The sequence below is a fragment of the Kribbella ginsengisoli genome (assembly GCF_039537185.1).
GTDB lineage: Bacteria > Actinomycetota > Actinomycetes > Propionibacteriales > Kribbellaceae > Kribbella > Kribbella koreensis.
Genome location: NZ_BAABAA010000013.1, coordinates 154,471 through 171,412, shown reverse-complemented (window position 1 = coordinate 171,412; position 16,942 = coordinate 154,471). Strand labels below are relative to the sequence as shown.

The following is a 16,942-nucleotide window of genomic DNA, read 5'->3' as shown; positions in this document are numbered from 1 at the left end:
GTGTCGCTGCGGCGGAACCGGCCGTTCGCGTTCTTCTGGGTTGCGCAGTTGTTGTCCAACGCCGGTACGCAGGTCAGCGAACTCGCCGTTCCGCTGATCGCGGTGCTCACCCTGTCGGCCGGGCCGGCCTCGATGGGTGTCCTGACGGCGTTGGAAGCCCTGCCCAGCTTGGTGCTCGCCTTGTTCCTGGGCGTCTTCGTAGACCGCCTCCGCCGCGGCCGCCTCCTCTTCTGGTGCAACATCGGCCAAGGAGTACTGATCGGCACCGTGCCCTTGGCAGCGGCCTTCGACGTGCTCACGATGGCGCAGCTCTACGTGGTGACCTTCGCGGTGGGTGGACTCGCGCTGGCCTACAGCCTCGCCCACACCGCCTACATCCCTGTGCTGGTACCCGATCGCCGGCAACTGACCGCCGCGAACAGCAGTATCGCGCTGACCGACTCAGTCACCGCAGTAGCCGGCCCGGGCCTCGGCGGCCTGCTCGTCCAGCTACTGACGGCTCCCGTAGCGATCGCTGTCGACAGCGCGTCGTTCCTGGTCGCCGCGGTCCTTCAAGCAAGCGGCCGAGGGCCCGACCCTTCGCCGATCGCGGAGAAGACCCGATTCCTGCCATCGGTCCGAGCTGGCTTCGCCGCGTTCCGCGGCCAGCCGGGCATCGTCGCCATCACCGCGGGCAAGGGCAGCTTCGACTTCTTCCAGTGGGCCGTCATCGCGCTCTACATCCTGTACGCCGTCCGCGAGCTGCACCTGTCGCCCGCCGCGATCGGCGCCATCGCCGTCCTGGGATCGCTCGGCCCCTTGCTGGCCGGCGTCATCACCACCCCGGTGAGCCGCCGATTCGGCACGACCTGGACCTCGGTCGTCGCTGCCATCCTCCTCGGCGGCAACCTCCTCACGCCGCTGGCCGCGGGCCCGGACCTCCTGGTCATCGCCACGATCGGCCTTGGCCAGTTCCTCCTCGGCCTCGGCGTGGTCTTCCTGATCATCGTTCGCTCGACCATGCTGCAACGCTCCATCGAGCCCGGACTCCTAGGCCGCGCAGGCTCGGTCATCCGCCTGGTCGAGTGGGGCGCCGGGCCCCTGGGCGGCCTGTTCGGAGGTCTGCTCGGCGCCACTCTCGGTCTACGCCCCGGCTTGGTGCTGCTGGGAATCGGCACCCTGTCGGCCGTCCCTTGGATCGCAACCGCCGCTGCCCGCGGGCACCTCTCGATGCCCGACGAGCGCGGCTGACGGCCGGCGGGCTAGCAGGCGACGCGAGCGCGGCCCGCGACCGCCTTGTACGTGCAGGTGTCGAAGGTCTTGCCGGCGGGCGTCTGGAAGCGGGCGGTGTCGCCGGTGTTGTTCCAGATGTAGTTGCCCTGGTTCCAGTACAGGTGGACCGCGGTGTTGCGGGCTTTGCCGGTGTGGACGACCGCTGTCGTCCGGCCCTTGAGGACGTAGCCGCGCGGGAAGACGAAGGTGTGGTTGGCGACGTCCTTCACCCGGTAACCGCTCAGGTTGATCGCCTTCGTGCTGACGTTACGGATGCTGAAGTACTCGAGGTTGAGATGCGCGTTGGTCCGGGTGTCCTTGCCGGCCGGGTCGTACTGGATCCCGGTCAGGACCACCGAACTCGCCGCCATCGCGGGCAGCGGTACGGCGAAGCCGACCACCGCGGTGATGACGGCGGCGGCGATGGGCAGGCTGAAGCGACGTACGAACACGGATTTCCCCTCCGGCTGTGGGCCGATTTCCCCCCGGCCCGATGAACTGCTGACTGCCGGTTCCCCCCGGCGGGTCGAACCTAGGGGTCACCCTCCGTGTTCGTCAAGGGGTGGGAGCACTCAGAGTGACAATGCCTCGCCCGCAGGCGGAATCCGCAGCTCCAGACCGGCGTCGGCGAAGGTCTTGGCGAGGACGTCGGGCCCTTCGGAGAAGTGCGCCCAACCCTCCGTGTGCACCGCAACGATGACAGCCGGCGCAAGCAAGCGAGCTGCTTCGACCGCGGCTTCGGAGGTCAACGTGAGCGGTGCGCCGTCGAGTAGGGCGGTACGAGCCGCGCCTGCGAAGAGTACGGCGACGTCAACGGAACGAGCTGTCACACCAGGGATGCTGCCGGCCGCCAAGCGGTCGACGATCTCGGCGACCAGCTCGACGGACGCGTTGTCTCCGGACACGTAGACCGTCGGTACGCCGTCGCCGCTCAGCAAGAAGCCGGTGACGGTGCCGGTCACCGACTCGCAGCCCTCGGGCCCATGCCGGGCAGGCAATCCGGTGACGACCAGTACGCCGCCGTCCGGCCGCTGCAACTCGACGGACTCCCAGTTCTCCAGCCCGCGGACGCCTTCGATCCGCTCCGCCGCGCCAGGCGTCGACAGCACCACCGGGACATCCGCCAGCAACTCCCGCCCGCTCTCGTCGAGGTTGTCCTTGTGCTGGTCGTGGGACAGCAGCACGGCGTCGATCGGGCCGAGCTCGGCCACGCCCACCGCGGGTCCGGTCAGCTTGGTCATCACCCGGCCGGGCAGCTGGTACTCGCGCGGCTGGTCGAACGCAGGGTCGGTCAGCAAGGACAGCCCGCCAAGGCTGATCAGGGCGGTCGGCCCGCCCACGTGTGTGATCTTCATGCCCCCATCCTGCGAGCTCGGAAGCTGCCGGGCCATTGGCCCGGGGGACATAGTTCCTTAAGATCGGGCCATGCGCTCCGTGGCGGTTCTCGCGTACGACGGGATGAGTCCGTTCCATCTGTCCGTGCCCTGTCTCGTGCTCGGCGATCGACTCGGCGGCGAGGTCGAGTACGACGTACAGGTCTGCGCCGAGCACCCCGGCCGGCTCGGCACCAATGCCGGCTTCGACCTGTACGTCGAACGCGGGCTCGATGTGATGGAGCACGCCGACCTGGTCATCCTGCCGAGCTGGGAACCCGACCTGGAGCCGTCCGGACGGCTGGTGGAGGCCATCCGCGCGGCTCACGCTCGAGGGGCGACAGTGGTCGGCCTCTGCATCGGCGCGTTCCTGGTGGCGGCCAGTGGCATCGCGGACGGCCGGGACGTGGTCACGCACTGGCGGTGGGCTGAGCGCCTGGCAGCGCAGTACCCGAAGGTCGACGTGCGGGCGGACGTCCTCTGGTCGGACCTCGGCGACCTGGTCACCTCAGCCGGTACTGCGGCCTCCCTCGACTGCTGCCTCCACCTGGTCCGGACTCACCACGGAGTGGAGCGGGCCGAGCAGTTGGCCCGGGTGATCGTGGTTGCGCCACACCGGAGTGGGTCGCAGGCGCAGTACATCCCTGTACCTGTCCCGCCGGACCCTACGGACGACGTGATCGAGCGGGCCATGGTCTGGGCCCGCATGCGGCTCGACCAGCCGGTCTCGCTGGACGAGTGGGCAGCAGCGGTCGCGCTGTCCCGGCGTACCTTCACGAGGCAGTTCCGGGCGCGGACAGGGAGCAGCGGACAGGCCTGGTTGCTCCAGCAACGGCTTGATCGAGCTCGGCTGTTGCTGGAGACAACCGACCAGTCGATCGAGCGGGTCGCGACGGCGAGCGGATTCGGCAGCAGTTCGGCGCTGCGGCACCACTTCCACCACGTGCTCGGGACGACGCCGCAACGCCATCGGCAGGAGTTCGGCTAGAGCAACAAGAAGAGGGTGTAGAGGGCCGGGGTGGCGAAGGTGATCAGCAGGATCCAGGCCATCATCTTGTGACCCGGTTTGGTCCGGTCGAGGTTGGCGGCGAAGTGCACGACCGCGCCTTCCTCGGTGTGCCTGCTCAGCCCGATCCGCTTGGCGTCCTCCGGCCGGCGGTCCGGGCGCTCGTCCGCGATCGCGTCCGGCGGGATCCCGTACAACGCAGGCCGGGGCGGATCGAGATCGTCGCGCTCGCCGTACATCCGGCCTCCCGCAGGATCGGTGGAGGCTCAAGCTAACCCCGCTGCCGAGGCCGACTCAAGCACCTCGCCCCATCGTCCCACCCACAGACCACAAACGGCGGCCCGCACCCCGCGAGCCGCCGTCCTGGGTAGTTCTGCGGTCACTGAAAGTCGACAACCCACGCATACCGCGTCGCGGTGTTCAGACAGACCAGCACCTGTGTCGTGCAGTACTTCGCATCGCCCTGGCCGACCCCGAGTTCGTCCAGCCCGCAGTCGAGCACGGTCCTCGAGTTGGAGCTCATCAGCCGGTCGAAGGCTGCCTTCGCGGTCATGTCCTTGCCGCCCGTGGACGCGCCGGAGGAGCCGCCCGAGGCCATCTGCCCGGTCCTGGCCCGGTCTTCCGCTTCCGCCCGCGCACCGCCGGTGAGGTTGCTGTTGCGGTGCAGCGGCGAGCACCCGCTCTCGACCCGCTTGTTGTCGACCAGCGAGAACAGCTCGAACTCCTCGGCCGACATGCTGCCGCCGTCGGCGGGCGGGGGTGGGGTGCTGGACGGGGTGGTGCTGGGTGAGTGGGTCGGTGTGGTGTTCGGGTTGTCCGGTGCCTTCGTCGTTGTGCTGCTGGTCGGGCCGTCGGTCGCGCCGGTCGTCGTCGGGCGGTCCGTCGGTCCGTCGGTGGGACCCTCGGTCGGCGTGGTGCTCGGGTCGCCGGTCGGTGTCCGGCCCGGGGTCGACGGGGTGTCGCTCGGGGACGGCGTACCGGCCGGCGTACCGGATGGGGTGCTGCTCGGCGTGGTGGCCGTCGGTCGCGCCACGACCGGCTTCGTCGACGACTTCAGATAGGTGTCGTCGTCGCGGGTGACATACGGGACCGACGCGTCGGCCTCGTTGGACTGCGGCTGGTGGAGCAGGATCCAGGAGATCGGCGTGATCACCAGGATCACCGTCCCCATCGCTACCGTGATCCGCTTCAGGCGGGACTCCGGCCGGGCGGTCGCCGGCTTGCTGCGCCGTCGCCGCCCAGCGGCTGATCGCTGTGACATTTAAGTGCGTGTTCCCTTCACGGTCGCGCCCCCAAGACGTGCCTCATTCGTCTCACCGCGGCGCTGTGAGGAGCGCCCGATGGTGTAGCAAGGACGGATCTACCCGCGCTGATCTCGGGACAACCGGGCATCCGTTGTCGGTTCGCCACAGTCGTTGCGGCGAACACGGTGCCCGGCGGACAGTGCCGAGTGCGGTCGGTCCTGCGGTCAGTTACGACCGAAGTCCTGCACCCAGCTCCCGTTGCCCCAGTCGGACTTGACCTGCCCCGGGTCGTACCCGATGCCGATCAAGGTGAACCTGCAGTTGAGGATGTTCGCCCGGTGGCCGTCGCTGTTCATCCAGGCGTTGAAGACCTTCTGCGCACTGCTGTAGCCGGCCGCGATGTTCTCGCCCCAGCCCGAGCCGTGGTACCCGGCCTTGGCCATCCGGTCGCCTGGGTCCTCGCCGGCCTTGTTCGTGTGGTCCATGTAGTGGTTGCGGACCATGTCGGAGGCGTGCGAGCCGGCGGCCTCGACCAGTGCGTCGTCGAGCTGCAGCTTGCCGCAGCCCTGACTGCGCCGCGCCTGGTTGGTGAGGTCGAGGACCTCGCGCTCGATCGAGCTGGTACCGCCGCCGCCCGACGGCGGTGGCGGCGGGTCGTCCGGGGTCGGCTCGGTCGTGGTGACCGTCCTGGTCGGCGTCTTCGTCGGCTTGGTCACCGGCTTGGTGGGCTTCGACGGCTTCGGCTTCTGGGTCGGCGTACCGCCGTTGCCGTTCTCCGTCATCACCGGGCCGGTCGGCGTCACGGTGACCGTCTCGACGCCGCCGGTCGGGCCGGTGGTGATCACCGTGCTGGGTGCGCCTGGCGTGGCCGACGTACTGGTGCTCATGGTCGACTCGGCCGACCCGAGGGCCGGCGTACCGACCGAGACGACGGTCTTGCCGTTCGGCAGCGTCTTCGTCACGGTGACCTTCGGCTTGCCGGCTCCGGCGCTCTCGCCCTCGACAGCGGCGGGGCCGGAGTTGTCCTCGGAGACGTTCAGAACCTTGGTGGCGTCGTCGTCGGCGACCGCCGAACCGTCACGTGCCGACATCAGGTAGACCACGGGCCCGATGGCGAGTAGCACGGACAGGGCACTGACGATCGGGCCGATCAGGCCTCTGCGTCGGGGTGCCTTTTTTCTGCTGCGGTGCCGCCCAGGGGTAGGCGAGTCCGTCATGGGTGGGCGAGTCCTCTTCAGTTCGTCGTACTACCGGAAGTTCCGTCGTTCCCCGTGCGTGTTCGTTGCCAGGCCCCCCTGGTTACCGAACAGTGACCCTAACCGACACGCAAGGTCACTGTTACGGGTCCGCGTCACGTCTTAACGAAGCCCTGAGATTCAGGGCGTTCCGGCGTCATCCGCCGAAGTCCTGGACCCAACTTCCGTTACCCCATTCGGGCTTGACCTGGCCGGAGTCGTAGCCGATGCCGATCATCGTGTAGTCGCAGTTCAGGATGTTCTTGCGGTGACCCTCGCTGTGCATCCAGCCGTCCACCACGGCCGCGGCGGTTTTGTAGCCGACGGCAATGTTCTCGGCCATCGCGCCGCCCTTGAAGCCGGCTGCCTTCATCCGGTCGAACGGCGACCGGCCGTCCTGGCTGTTGTGGTCGAAGAAGTGGTGCACGACCATGTCGGTCGCGTGCAGGTCAGCGGCCTTGGTCAGCGCGCTGTTCATCCGCAGCGGGCCACAGCCGTTCTTGGCGCGCTCGTTGTTCGTCAGTTGCAGCACCTGCGCCTCCGCGCCACCACTCGGCGCCGGCGGCTTGGTGGTCGGCGGCTTGGTCGACGGCTTCGGCGTCGCGGTGTGCGTCGGGCGCGGCGTCGGCTTCGTCGGCTTGGGGGAGCGGGTGCCCTGCCGGCTCGGCGCGCTGCTCGAGCGGGTCGGCGTCGGGGTCGCGCTCGGCGTCTTCGACGGCGTCTTGGAGGGAGTGGCCGAAGGAGTCCTGGTGGGGGTCGCCACCGGGCTGCTCGCGTCGTCGGTCGGCGTGACCATCGGGTCGTCGGAACTGCTCCGGACCGTCAGCGGCTGGTCCTGGCTGGTCGCCTGCGTGGTGTCGCGGGTCACGTACCAACCGGCGCCGGCCAGCAGGGCGAGCACCGCCAACGCTCCCAGGATCGGCCCTGCGACACCACGCCGCTGCTTGCGGCGGCCGTGCGATCGGGGCGGTTCGGGGTTGCTCTCGTAGAAGGGATCGTTCGGTACTTCGTTCATTGCAGCCAGCAAGCCTCTCGTCGTCGATCCCCGTCGTCCCCAGGCCGTGCGGCACGGACGTTATCGGATCTTGATGTAACACGACGACCCCCGAACGGCCGACAACGCCCGCTTTGACGAACCTTTTACGACGAGCGGGCCGGAACCTTGAACACCGAACGGTGACCTTGAACACGTAATAACTTGTTCAAGGTCACCGTTCGGTGTTCAAGGTCACCAGTTGTGGCTAGGAGCGGGCGATGACGATGTCGGCGATGACCTTCCAGCCGAGGCTGCGGTAGAGGCGGAGGCCGTCGATCGACGCGATCAGGATGCCGCGTTTGGCGCCCTGAGCCGCCGCGGTCTCCACCAGCGACGCCATCACGGCGCTGCCCAGGCCGCGACGCCGGTGCGCCGGGTCGGTCTCGATCCGGTCGGCGACGGCGTCCTGGCCGACGACCGCCATCCGGCCGCTCGAGACGACGCCACCGTGCAGCGTCGCCCGGGTGATGATCAGGTCGTCCTCGAGCTCGGTATGCAGCGTGTACCGCTCGTTCAGCTTCAGCGCGGGCTGCTCGGACAGCTGGATCGTCATCAGCCAGTCCTGGTCCGGCTGTACCTCCAGCCCGAGGTCCTCGAGCTGCTCGATCCGCGCCTCCCGGTCGTCGGTGGCCAGCGTCACCCAGCCGGCGCCCCGGCCGCTGCCCGCGGCTCTGGCGAGTTCGGCGGCGCGCTCGACGCGCTCGGGTTTGTCGTCGGCGTCCAGTACGACGTACTCCATCGCGCGGTTCTCCTCGCCCGCGCGGACGGTCAGGATCCCGTCGTTGTCATCCTCGACTGTGGTCCAGCCCCGCGATACAGACCACCCGGCCTGCCAGCGGCGGACGAGTTCCTCACGATCTCTCACCTGTCGATTCAAGCAGTCAGAACGTTCCACGGCGAGAGGAAGCGGTGTCGGCTGTCACCATCTGGTCGCTCGATGGCGGATTCGTTACCTCTGTGAACGACTTTTCAGCGCCGTTCAGCGGTTCGAGCCCGGCCGCTGGTCGGTGCCCAGCAGGTCGAAGGCGTGCAGATCGCGGAAGCCGCCGTCGCGGTCCGGGCTGGCGGCGCGCTCGCGCCCGGTCCGGGTGAACCCGTTGACCTCGGCAACCCGCTGGGAGGCCGTGTTGCCGTCGGCAGCGAACAGCACCAGCCGGCGCCGCCCGAGCCCGCCGTCCTCGACCGGAGTGAAGGCGTGCCCGATCGCGCCCCGGACCGCAGTGCTCATCACGCCCCGGCCGCGTGCGTCGGGGTGCGCCCAGTAGCCGACCTCGCCCATCGTCTTGTCGATCCGGTTCCGCAGGTCGAACACGCTGACGTTGCCGAGCAGCTCGTCGGTGTCCGGATCGGCGATCGCCCAGGAGACGCCCTCACCGGACGCCAGGTTCTCCAGCCGGCTCTCGATGAATCCCTCGGCATCCTCCAGCTGGTAAGGCTTCGGGAGTCCGGCCAGCCACTGCTGGGTGCGCGGGTCGTTGCAGGCCTCCATCAGGCGCTTGGCGTCCGAACCCTCGAACGCTCGCAGTCGCACCCCGTCCAGCTCGATGACCGGCACCCGCCACCAGTTGCCCTGCGGCTCCGGTACGTCGTCGCGCGCGATCGAAGCGACCCACTCGTCCCGCCGGACGCCGCGCTGGACCCCGCCGGCTGGAATCGTCACCAGATTCCGGAAGCCGGCCTTCCAGGCGACCCGCCGGGAGCCCCAGTTGCCGACGTACGCCCGCCAGGTCACCCGCTCCCAGCCCTGCTCGAACGCGTGCGCCACGGCCAGCCGCAACGCCCGCGTCATCACGCCGTTGCCCCGGGCCCACGGCGCGATCGCGAACCCGACCTCGCCGACGTCGCCGTCTCCGGGGCGCAGATCGATGGTGCCCGAGTAGCGGCCGTCGTACTCGATCGCCCAGGCCCAATTGCTGCCGTCGCGCCAGCCGGCCGGCACGAACTCGGTCAGGAAGTGCTCGGCGTTGCCCAGCTCGTACGGCACCGGGATCGTCGTCCAGCGCTGCATCTCCGGGTCCTGGCAGGCCTCGTACGCCGGCCGCGTGTCCGCGACCGTGTGGGCACGCAGCGTCACGACATCGTCGGCCAGGGTGGGCACGTCCTCGGGGAATCGCATAGCTCAGCCTGACAACCCGCGCGCCGGGCGGCAACGGTATTTCACGGAGCGCGACACAAATGAACACTTTCCCACTGCGATCGGGCAGGCCAGACCTTAGGCTGTCAGCTGTGAACGTCTCCGAACCGTCCCGCGGCCGCGGTGGCCAGCTGGCCGCCCAGCGGCAGGCCACGATCGTTGCCGAGGTCAACAGCCGGGGCGCGATCACGGTCGCCGAGCTGGTCGAGCGCTTCGGCGTGTCCGACATGACGATCCGGCGCGATCTGGATGCCCTCGACTCCAGCGGTCTGCTGCACAAGGTGCACGGCGGCGCGACGTCGGTCGGCCTGCGCAGCGCGCACGAGCCGGGGTTCGACGCCAAGCTCACCCAGGAGTCCGCCGCCAAGCAGGCGATCGCGATCGAGGCGGCCGCCCGCGTCCAGCCCGACAGCGCGATCGGCATCGGCGCCGGTACGACGACATACGCGCTGGCCCGTCAGCTGCTCCGGGTCGAGAACCTCACGGTCGTCACCAACTCCGCCCGCATCGCCGACGTCTTCCACGGCAACGCCCGCTCAGACCGCACAGTCGTCCTGATCGGCGGCATCCGCACACCCTCGGACGCCCTGGTCGGTCCCATCGCCACAGCGGCCCTGCAGTCCCTGCACCTGGACCTCCTCTTCCTGGGGGCCCACGGCGTAGACGCCGAACACGGCCTCAGCACCCCCAACCTGATGGAAGCGGAAACCAACCGCTCCTTCATCGCGGCCAGCCGCGAGGTGGTCCTGGTCGCCGACCATACGAAGTGGGGCACCGTCGGCCTGAGCACCTTCGCCACCTGGTCCGACCTCGATCTGGTCGTCACCGACTCCGGACTACCTGCATCGGCCAAAAAGTCCATGCGGGAAACAGGCTGTGATCTGATAATCGCCTCGTGACCAAGCAAGGAACGGCCGTCCCACTGGGGCGGCCGTTCTGGGTCGTGTGGTGTGCAGGGGCGGTCTCCTTCGCCGGTGACGGCATCACCTTCGGGGCGCTGCCGTTGCTGGCGGCGTCGTTCACCCGCGATCCACGGATCGTCTCGCTCAGTGAAGCGGTCGCGGGGGCCGGCTGGTTGCTGCTCGGGCTGGTCTCCGGCGTGATGGTCGACCGCTGGCGGCGGACCTCGACGATGTGGATCGTCGACGCCATCCGCGCGGTCGTCGCCGGCGCGTTCGCCGTCCTGATCCTGCTGGACCGGGCGAACATCCCGACTCTGCTGATCGCCGGTTTCGTGCTCGGCCTGCTCTCGCCCTTCTTCGACAACGCGTCGTCGGTGATCGTTCCCGACCTCGTCGCCGGCGACGCGCTCGAACGCGCCAACGGCTACCAGCAGGTCTCCCTGCTGCTCCTGTCCAGCCTGATCGGCCCGCCGCTAGGCGCCGCCCTCTTCGTCCTGGACCACGGCCTGCCGATCCTCATCGACGCCGTCTCGTTCGCGGTCGCCGCGGCCCTGGTCTGGTCGATCCGGCACGCCTCACCGCCACGCGAGCAGGCTGCCGACCGGCACCTCGGTCGCGAGCTCAAGGAGGGCCTCAGCTATCTGTGGCGGCACAAACTCCTGCGCTCGCTCTGCCTGCTGCTCCTGGTGGTCAACGCGGTCGGCTCCGGCATCGTCGCGATTCTGGTGCTGTACGTCCTCGAAGTACTGGAGTTGCCCGAAGCAGGCTTCGGCTGGCTGGTGGCGATCTACGCGGTCGGTGGCATCCTGGGCGGCCTGCTCGCCCCGCGGCTGTCCAAGCGCATCCCGCTCTTCGCCGGCCTGCTCGCCTCGATGCTGATCTCCGGCCTGGCCGTCATCGCCTTCGGGGTGGTCAGCACCTTCACCCTCGTCGCCATCGCGGCGACCATCCTCGGCCTCGGCGGCACCTGGTGGAATGTCTTGACCATCAGCCTCCGCCAACGCCTGGTCCCACCCGCGCTGCTGGGCCGAGTCACCTCGGCGTACCGGATGGTCGCCTTCTGCGCAGGCCCACTCGGTGCGGTGGCCGCCGGTTTCCTGGCACACCGCACCGACCTCAAGACCCCGTACGTCGTAATGGGCCTGCTCCAGTTGGCAGCGACCCTCGTCTTCGCCCCGACCATCCGCCGGGAACTGTCACGAAATGCGGGAGGCCCCGGCGGAGGGAGTGGCATCGAGTGAGCTGGGAGCGCTGAAACCGTTCTCCTCGAAGGCCTTGTCGATGGCGTCCAGCACGGTCTTCGTCGCGGACGCCTCGACCAGCGCGATGATGCAGCCGCCGAAGCCGCCGCCCGTCATCCGCGCGCCCAGCGCGCCGGCGGCGAGTGCGGTGTCCACCGCCACGTCGAGCTCGGGCACGGTGATCTCGAAGTCGTCGCGCAACGAGGCATGCGACGCGGTGAAGAGCGGGCCGACATCGCGCAGCCGGCCCGCATGCATCAGCGCGACTGCGTCCTCCACCCGCCGGATCTCCGTGACCACGTGCCGGACGCGACGCCGGGTGACCTCGTCGGTCAGTCGGGCCAACGTGTCGTCGAGGTCTTCGAAGGCGATCGAGCGGAGGGCCGGTACGCCGAGTTCGGCCGCGGCCTGTTCGCAGGACTTGCGGCGGGCTGCGTACTCACCGTCGACGTGCCGATGCGGCGCCTTCACGTCGACGACCAGCAGGGCGAGGCCGTCGGCGGGCGGGTCGAAGGGGATCTGGGCCGTCGACATCGCGCGGATGTCGAAGTACAGGGCGTGGCCGGCCGTGCAGCACATCGACGCCATCTGGTCCATCAGGCCGACCGGCGCACCGACGTACTGGTTCTCGGCCCGCTGAGCCAGCCGCGCGACCTCGGCCGGGTCGACCTCGATCGAGTGCAGTCCCAGCAAGGCGACGGCTGTCGCACACAGGAGAGCTGCCGACGACGAGAGCCCGGCACCGGTCGGCAGGTCCGACTCGACCAGCAAGTTGGCGCCGCCGATCTCGTACTTGTCCTGCAGCAGCACCCAAGCCGCCCCCGCCGGATAAGCCGCCCAGTCCTTCACCGAGTCAGGAGCCAACGAGTCCAGCGAGAACTCGACCACGTCCTGCTGCCCGGACGACGCCACCGCGATCACGCCGTCCGTACGGGCCGAGGCGGTGATCGTGATCTGGTTCGGCAGCGCGATCGGCAGCACCAGGCCGTCGTTGTAGTCGGTGTGCTCGCCGATCAGGTTGACCCGCCCGGGCGCGCGCCAGACCCCGTCGGCCTCGACGCCGAAGACCTCCACGAACCTGCTCACGAGCCCACCTTCCGCAGCGTCTCGGCGACGTCCTCGGGCAGCGTGTCCGAGATGAACGCGCCCATCCCCGACTCCGACCCCGCGAGGTACTTGATCTTGTCCTGCGCCCGCCGGATCGACAACAACTCCAGATGCAGGTAGCCGAGCTCGCGATCCACCCGCACCGGAGCCGGGTGCCAGGCCGCGATGTAGGGCAGGTCGTCGTCGTACTGTCCGTCGAAACGGCCCAGTACGTCGAGGTACAGCATGGTGAAGTCGTCCCGTTCCTCGGTCGTCAGCTCGGAGATGTCGGCGACCTGGCGATGCGGATACAGGTGTACTTCGACCGGCCAGCGAGCCGCCTGGGGGACGAAGGCCGTCCAGTTCCCGTTCTCCGCGACGATCCGGCGGCCGTCCTTGCGCTCGGCCGCCAGGATGTCGGCGAAGAGGTTGCTCCCGGCAACTTCTTGGTGTTCGCGGGCGCGTGCCATCAGGGTCTTGATCCGCGGCGGCAGGAACGGGTACGCGTAGATCTGGCCGTGTGGGTGGCTGAGCGTGACGCCGATCTCCCGGCCGCGATTCTCGAACGGGAAGACGTACTCGACGTCGGGACGGGCGCTGAGCTCCGCCGTCCGGTCGGCCCAGGCCTCGACGACCAGCCGGGCCTGGCCCTGGGAGAGCTCGGTGAAGGACTTGTTGTGGTCGCTGGTGAAGCAGACCACCTCGCACCGGCCGGGTCCGGAGAACGACGGGAACCGGTTCTCGAAGACGGCGACGTTGTAGTCGTGGTCCGGGATCTCGGTCGCGTTGCCGGGCCGGCTGGCGTCCAGCGGGCACTGGTCGGCGGGCGGCAGGTAGGTCCGGGTGTTGCGGTGGGTGGCGAAGGTGATCGTGTCGCCAGTCAGCGGGTCGATCCGGAACTCGGCCAGCGGCTTGGGCGCGGGCAGGCCACGGCTGTCCTCGAGCGGCACCCGGACGGGAGCGTCGGCGGGGTCGTAGTAGATCAGCTGCCGGCCGTCGGACAGTGTGGTGTCCGTCCGGCGAGCGCCGCGAGGGGTGGTGTTCATCGACCGACCTTTCCCGAAGTACGCCGAGAATCGACACTCTCAGCCATCAACCATCGTAAACCAACATATTCGAACATGCATCGTGAGACCCGCCACCGCTACTCTTGATCGATGGACGTCGCCCAACGCTCGCGTCCTCTCCTGTCTACTCGGAGAGGACGCTAGGAACCCCCAAGTCATGAACGACACCCTGCTCAACATCGTCCTGATCTTCGTCTTCGTGCTCATCGGTGGCGTCTTCGCCGCCGCCGAGATGGCGCTCGTGTCGCTGCGGGACAGCCAGCTCAAGTCGATCTCCCAGCGCGGCAAACGCGGTGAGACGGTCGCCCGGGTGGCAGCGAACCCGAACCGCTTCCTGTCCGCCGTCCAGATCGGCGTGACCCTGATGGGCTTCCTGTCGGCCGCCTTCGGTGGCGCGACGCTGGCCGACAGCCTGTCGCCGCACCTGCAGAGGCTCGGCCTGCCGGAGTCGGTCGCGAACACCGTCGCGCTGATCCTGATCACCATCGCCATCTCGTACGTGTCCATCGTGATCGGCGAGCTGGCGGCCAAGCGGCTCGCGCTGCAGCGGGCCGAGACCTTCGCGCTCGGCCTGGCGCCGCTGGTCGACCGGATCGCGTCCGGCGCCCGGCCGGTGATCTGGCTGCTGTCGAAGTCGACCGACCTGGTGGTCCGCGCGCTCGGCGGCGACCCGAACGCGAACCGCGAGGTGATGAGCGACGAGGAGTTGCGCGAGATCGTCTCCGCGCACGAGTCGCTCGGCGAGGAGGAGCGCCGGATCGTCGACGACGTCTTCGAGGCCGGCGGCCGGCAGTTGCGCGAGCTGATGCTGCCGCGGACCGAGGTGGACTTCGTCGACGCGGAGATGCCGGCGTACAAGGCGGTGAAGTTCGCCGCGGAGCGGCCGCACTCGCGCTACCCGGTGATGAACGGCTCGGCCGACGACATCGTCGGGTTCGTGCACGTCCGCGACCTGTTCGACCCGGCGGTCGCGACCCGCTCGGTCCGCGTCGGCGATCTCGCCCGCGAGGTGCTGATGCTGCCCGACACCGCCAAGCTGCTGCCCACCCTGACCGAGATGCGCCGGCGCAGCACCCACCTGGCGATCGTGCTCGACGAGTACGGCGGCACCGCCGGCATCGTCACGCTCGAGGATCTGGTCGAGGAACTGATCGGCGACATCAAGGACGAGTACGACGAGGAGTCGCCGGAGACCACCCGGTTGCGCAGTGGCGACGTCGAGGTGGACGGCCTGCTCAACCTGGACGACTTCGCCGACGAGACCGGCGTCGAGCTGCCCGACGGCCCGTACGAGACGGTGGCCGGCTTCGTCGCCGCCCAGCTCGGCCGGGTTCCGTCCGTCGGCGACGAGGGTTCGGTCGGCGGCTACCAACTCACCGTCAAGGAGATGGACGGCCGCCGGGTGGCGCGGGTCCGGGTCCACCGCGTCGCGGCCGACGACGCCGAGCAGTCGACCGCCGAGCCGGCCACCGACTAGACGACGGCGGGGACGGGCTCAGCCGGCGCCGGCGTCAGGATTCGCAGCCGGCTCAGCACGACCACCCCGCCGATCGAGAAGCCGAGCCCCTGCACGACCAGCAGGGGGATGATGCCGACGACGTCGCCGAGCGCCCCCGCGCCGACGATGCCCACCAGCACCGCGAGCCCTTCGGTCGCGAACAGCGCCCCGAAGACCCGTCCGCGTGAGGCGTCGTCGGTGAGCCGCTGGATCACCGTCATCAACCCGGCGACCATGAACGCTCCCGGTACGCCGACGACGATCATGCAGGCGAAGGCCGGCGCCAAACCCTTCCAGAACAAGGGATACAGGAACAGTGCCAGGTCGATCAGCCCGAACGCGACCGCCCCGAAGCCCCACAGCTTCGCCGCCGGGAACCGCGACCCGACGGCCGCCGCGATCAGCCCGCCCGCGATCCCGCCCACGGCCTGCGACGAGGTGATCAGCCCGTACGCCGTACCGTCACCGCCCAGCTCCGCCGACACGAACGGCGCGAACAACGTGCTCATCACGCCCTCCCCAACCCCGGTCACCAGCCCGAAGACGAACACCAGCCGCAGTGCCGGCCCACTCAGGCAAACCCCGATCCCCTCGACCCACTCACCCTTGATCCCTCGTACCGCGACCCGCACCCCACCGACCCGCTCGGCCTTCACCCGCTCCGGGCGATGCCGCACACCGAGCAGGAAGGTCATCGCGATCAGGTAGGTCGCCGCATCGACCAAGGCCAGCAGCGGCAGCCCACCGGCCGCGGCCAGGATGCCGCCGGCCCCGGCGCCGACCAGTCGCGAGATGTCGTTGGCCTGGCTGTTCAACGAGTTGGCGGTGACCAGCTGCGGAGCCTCGACCAGCGCCGGGATCAGCGACTGCTCGGCCGGCCGGAAAAATTGCTGAAGGCAACTTTGCGCCAGGATCACCAGGTAGATCAGCCAGAGCGTGTCGCCGTCGCGGACCAGCAGCAACGGCAGCAAAACCAGCGCGTGCAGGAGATTCGTGACGACCATCGTCCGCCGCCGGTCCCACCGATCGACGAACACGCCGGCCGGCGAGCCGAGCAGCACCAATGGCAGGAACGACGCCAGCAGCAGTCCACCGGAGGCGAGCGTCGAGCCGGTCAACGCATAGACGTGGAAGGCGAGCCCGATCCGCAGGATCCAGTCACCGGTCAGCGACACCAGCCCGGCACCGAGCACGAGCCGGTAGTCCCGCCGCCGTGCGAGCACTTCCCACAGATTTCTCATTCCTCCTCCAGCGCCCTGTCCTCGGGGTGTACGACGACGATCCGGGTGATCTCGACCAGGCGGCTTCCCGGCGGCCGGGTGGACTTGTCGTCGATCGGGCGCTCGTCGACGTACCGCATGACCAACGCCTGCACCTGCTCCTCGAGCTCCACGAACTCGTCGCGGGTCAGATAGATCCCGGTCCGCCCGATCCCGGCGTTCTGACGCCAGGCAGGCTCCTCATCCGCTCGCTGTCTCTGCCAGACCGCGAGCTCGTCCAGCGCACGCTCGGCCATCAACTGCTCCAGTACTTCGGCCGCAGCCACCGCCTCCGGCGAAAGATCAGCATCTGCCCAGGTCTGCGACGTCGACACGGCCCGCCAAGGCCGTTCCCGGTTGTCCTTGCCCTGAGCCGGCTCCACGAAGTCGTACTTCGCCAGCTGCCGCAGGTGATGCGAAGCCAACGCCTGACTGATCCCCAATCGCCGCGCCGCATCCGCAGCGGTCAACGGCCCTTCCCGCCCCAGCAGCGACAACAGATCAAGCCGCACCGGATGAGCCATCGCCCTGATCGCCAGCGGGTCATCCAGCAACCGCCGCCGGCGAGGATCCTCCGAAGATTCCAAAGACATGCTTGGAATATCCGCCG

17 protein-coding genes are annotated in these 16,942 nt (G+C 69.0%); 5 read left to right on the top strand and 12 right to left on the bottom strand.

What is annotated here, in order from left to right; translation table 11 throughout:
• Nucleotides 1-1,230 carry an MFS transporter gene (locus ABD768_RS33970; protein WP_344847679.1) on the top strand — a complete coding sequence of 410 codons (1,230 nt, stop codon included), beginning with the start codon at nt 1-3 and terminating at the stop codon, nt 1,228-1,230.
• Between the two features lie 11 nt (nt 1,231-1,241).
• Here ABD768_RS33970 and ABD768_RS33965 read toward each other — a convergent pair whose 3' ends face one another.
• Entirely contained in the window at nt 1,242-1,703 is a 462-nt protein-coding gene (locus ABD768_RS33965; RefSeq protein ID WP_343969092.1) for a lamin tail domain-containing protein, read from the bottom strand.
• 120 nt (nt 1,704-1,823) lie between these two features.
• Entirely contained in the window at nt 1,824-2,606 is a 783-nt protein-coding gene (locus ABD768_RS33960) for an MBL fold metallo-hydrolase (RefSeq protein WP_344847677.1), read from the bottom strand.
• 70 nt (nt 2,607-2,676) lie between these two features.
• On the opposite strand from ABD768_RS33960, the gene ABD768_RS33955 reads away from it, so the two are divergent.
• Nucleotides 2,677-3,612, top strand: a complete 936-nt coding sequence (locus tag ABD768_RS33955; RefSeq protein WP_344847675.1) for a GlxA family transcriptional regulator — start codon at nt 2,677-2,679, stop codon at nt 3,610-3,612.
• On the opposite strand, the gene ABD768_RS33950 is transcribed toward ABD768_RS33955, so the two are convergent.
• The 6 genes from ABD768_RS33950 to ABD768_RS33925 all read right to left on the bottom strand — a co-directional run bounded on the left by ABD768_RS33950 (nt 3,609) and on the right by ABD768_RS33925 (nt 9,261).
• The gene (locus ABD768_RS33950) at nt 3,609-3,869 is read right to left on the bottom strand and encodes a hypothetical protein (RefSeq protein WP_343969086.1); all 261 of its coding nucleotides are present in this window, start codon (nt 3,867-3,869) and stop codon (nt 3,609-3,611) included. The two genes, ABD768_RS33955 and ABD768_RS33950, sit on opposite strands and share 4 nt — an antisense overlap.
• A gap of 140 nt (nt 3,870-4,009) precedes the next feature.
• The gene (locus tag ABD768_RS33945; protein ID WP_344847672.1) at nt 4,010-4,891 is read right to left on the bottom strand and encodes a hypothetical protein; all 882 of its coding nucleotides are present in this window, start codon (nt 4,889-4,891) and stop codon (nt 4,010-4,012) included.
• Between the two features lie 207 nt (nt 4,892-5,098).
• Nucleotides 5,099-6,091 carry a CAP domain-containing protein gene (locus ABD768_RS33940; protein ID WP_344847670.1) on the bottom strand — a complete coding sequence of 331 codons (993 nt, stop codon included), beginning with the start codon at nt 6,089-6,091 and terminating at the stop codon, nt 5,099-5,101.
• A 175-nt stretch (nt 6,092-6,266) separates the two neighbouring features.
• Nucleotides 6,267-7,124, bottom strand: a complete 858-nt coding sequence (locus ABD768_RS33935; RefSeq protein WP_344847668.1) for a CAP domain-containing protein — start codon at nt 7,122-7,124, stop codon at nt 6,267-6,269.
• A 226-nt stretch (nt 7,125-7,350) separates the two neighbouring features.
• The gene (locus ABD768_RS33930; RefSeq protein WP_343969078.1) at nt 7,351-8,010 is read right to left on the bottom strand and encodes a GNAT family N-acetyltransferase; all 660 of its coding nucleotides are present in this window, start codon (nt 8,008-8,010) and stop codon (nt 7,351-7,353) included.
• Nucleotides 8,011-8,124: 114 nt separating this feature from the next.
• Nucleotides 8,125-9,261 (bottom strand): GNAT family N-acetyltransferase, encoded by a 1,137-nt coding sequence (locus ABD768_RS33925; protein ID WP_344847666.1) that lies wholly within the window; start codon nt 9,259-9,261, stop codon nt 8,125-8,127.
• 110 nt (nt 9,262-9,371) lie between these two features.
• Here ABD768_RS33925 and ABD768_RS33920 point away from each other — a divergent pair, with 110 nt between their 5' ends.
• Nucleotides 9,372-10,178, top strand: a complete 807-nt coding sequence (locus ABD768_RS33920; protein ID WP_343969074.1) for a DeoR/GlpR family DNA-binding transcription regulator — start codon at nt 9,372-9,374, stop codon at nt 10,176-10,178.
• Nucleotides 10,175-11,422 carry an MFS transporter gene (locus ABD768_RS33915; RefSeq protein WP_344847664.1) on the top strand — a complete coding sequence of 416 codons (1,248 nt, stop codon included), beginning with the start codon at nt 10,175-10,177 and terminating at the stop codon, nt 11,420-11,422. The genes ABD768_RS33920 and ABD768_RS33915 overlap by 4 nt, the downstream gene beginning before the upstream one ends.
• On the opposite strand, the gene galK is transcribed toward ABD768_RS33915, so the two are convergent.
• Nucleotides 11,378-12,508, bottom strand: a complete 1,131-nt coding sequence (galK, locus tag ABD768_RS33910; protein ID WP_343969070.1) for a galactokinase — start codon at nt 12,506-12,508, stop codon at nt 11,378-11,380. The genes ABD768_RS33915 and galK overlap by 45 nt on opposite strands.
• Complete coding sequence (galT, locus tag ABD768_RS33905) at nt 12,505-13,554, bottom strand: galactose-1-phosphate uridylyltransferase (RefSeq protein ID WP_343969068.1); 1,050 nt, start codon at nt 13,552-13,554, stop codon at nt 12,505-12,507. Before galT ends, galK begins: the two co-directional genes overlap by 4 nt.
• Nucleotides 13,555-13,732: 178 nt before the next feature.
• Here galT and ABD768_RS33900 point away from each other — a divergent pair, with 178 nt between their 5' ends.
• The gene (locus tag ABD768_RS33900; RefSeq protein ID WP_344847661.1) at nt 13,733-15,052 is read left to right on the top strand and encodes a hemolysin family protein; all 1,320 of its coding nucleotides are present in this window, start codon (nt 13,733-13,735) and stop codon (nt 15,050-15,052) included.
• On the opposite strand, the gene ABD768_RS33895 is transcribed toward ABD768_RS33900, so the two are convergent.
• Together ABD768_RS33895 and ABD768_RS33890 are read right to left on the bottom strand one after the other, a co-directional pair.
• A complete protein-coding gene (locus ABD768_RS33895) occupies nt 15,049-16,314 on the bottom strand; it encodes an MFS transporter (RefSeq protein WP_344847659.1) in 1,266 nt (421 codons plus the stop codon). The genes ABD768_RS33900 and ABD768_RS33895 overlap by 4 nt on opposite strands.
• Nucleotides 16,311-16,925, bottom strand: a complete 615-nt coding sequence (locus tag ABD768_RS33890; protein ID WP_344847657.1) for a helix-turn-helix domain-containing protein — start codon at nt 16,923-16,925, stop codon at nt 16,311-16,313. The genes ABD768_RS33895 and ABD768_RS33890 overlap by 4 nt, the downstream gene beginning before the upstream one ends.
• Between the last annotated feature and the right edge of the window lie 17 nt (nt 16,926-16,942).

Bases quoted from the DNA above. Each gene is read 5' to 3' on its own strand.
- ABD768_RS33960 (WP_344847677.1), bottom strand. From the start codon at position 2,606: ATGAAGATCACACACGTGGGCGGGCCGACCGCCCTGATCAGCCTTGGC.
- ABD768_RS33955 (WP_344847675.1), top strand. From the start codon at position 2,677: ATGCGCTCCGTGGCGGTTCTCGCGTACGACGGGATGAGTCCGTTCCAT.
- ABD768_RS33950 (WP_343969086.1), bottom strand. From the start codon at position 3,869: ATGTACGGCGAGCGCGACGATCTCGATCCGCCCCGGCCTGCGTTGTAC.
- ABD768_RS33945 (WP_344847672.1), bottom strand. From the start codon at position 4,891: ATGTCACAGCGATCAGCCGCTGGGCGGCGACGGCGCAGCAAGCCGGCG.
- ABD768_RS33940 (WP_344847670.1), bottom strand. From the start codon at position 6,091: ATGACGGACTCGCCTACCCCTGGGCGGCACCGCAGCAGAAAAAAGGCA.
- ABD768_RS33935 (WP_344847668.1), bottom strand. From the start codon at position 7,124: ATGAACGAAGTACCGAACGATCCCTTCTACGAGAGCAACCCCGAACCG.
- ABD768_RS33925 (WP_344847666.1), bottom strand. From the start codon at position 9,261: ATGCGATTCCCCGAGGACGTGCCCACCCTGGCCGACGATGTCGTGACG.
- galT (WP_343969068.1), bottom strand. From the start codon at position 13,554: ATGAACACCACCCCTCGCGGCGCTCGCCGGACGGACACCACACTGTCC.
- ABD768_RS33900 (WP_344847661.1), top strand. From the start codon at position 13,733: ATGAACGACACCCTGCTCAACATCGTCCTGATCTTCGTCTTCGTGCTC.
- ABD768_RS33895 (WP_344847659.1), bottom strand. From the start codon at position 16,314: ATGAGAAATCTGTGGGAAGTGCTCGCACGGCGGCGGGACTACCGGCTC.
- ABD768_RS33890 (WP_344847657.1), bottom strand. From the start codon at position 16,925: ATGTCTTTGGAATCTTCGGAGGATCCTCGCCGGCGGCGGTTGCTGGAT.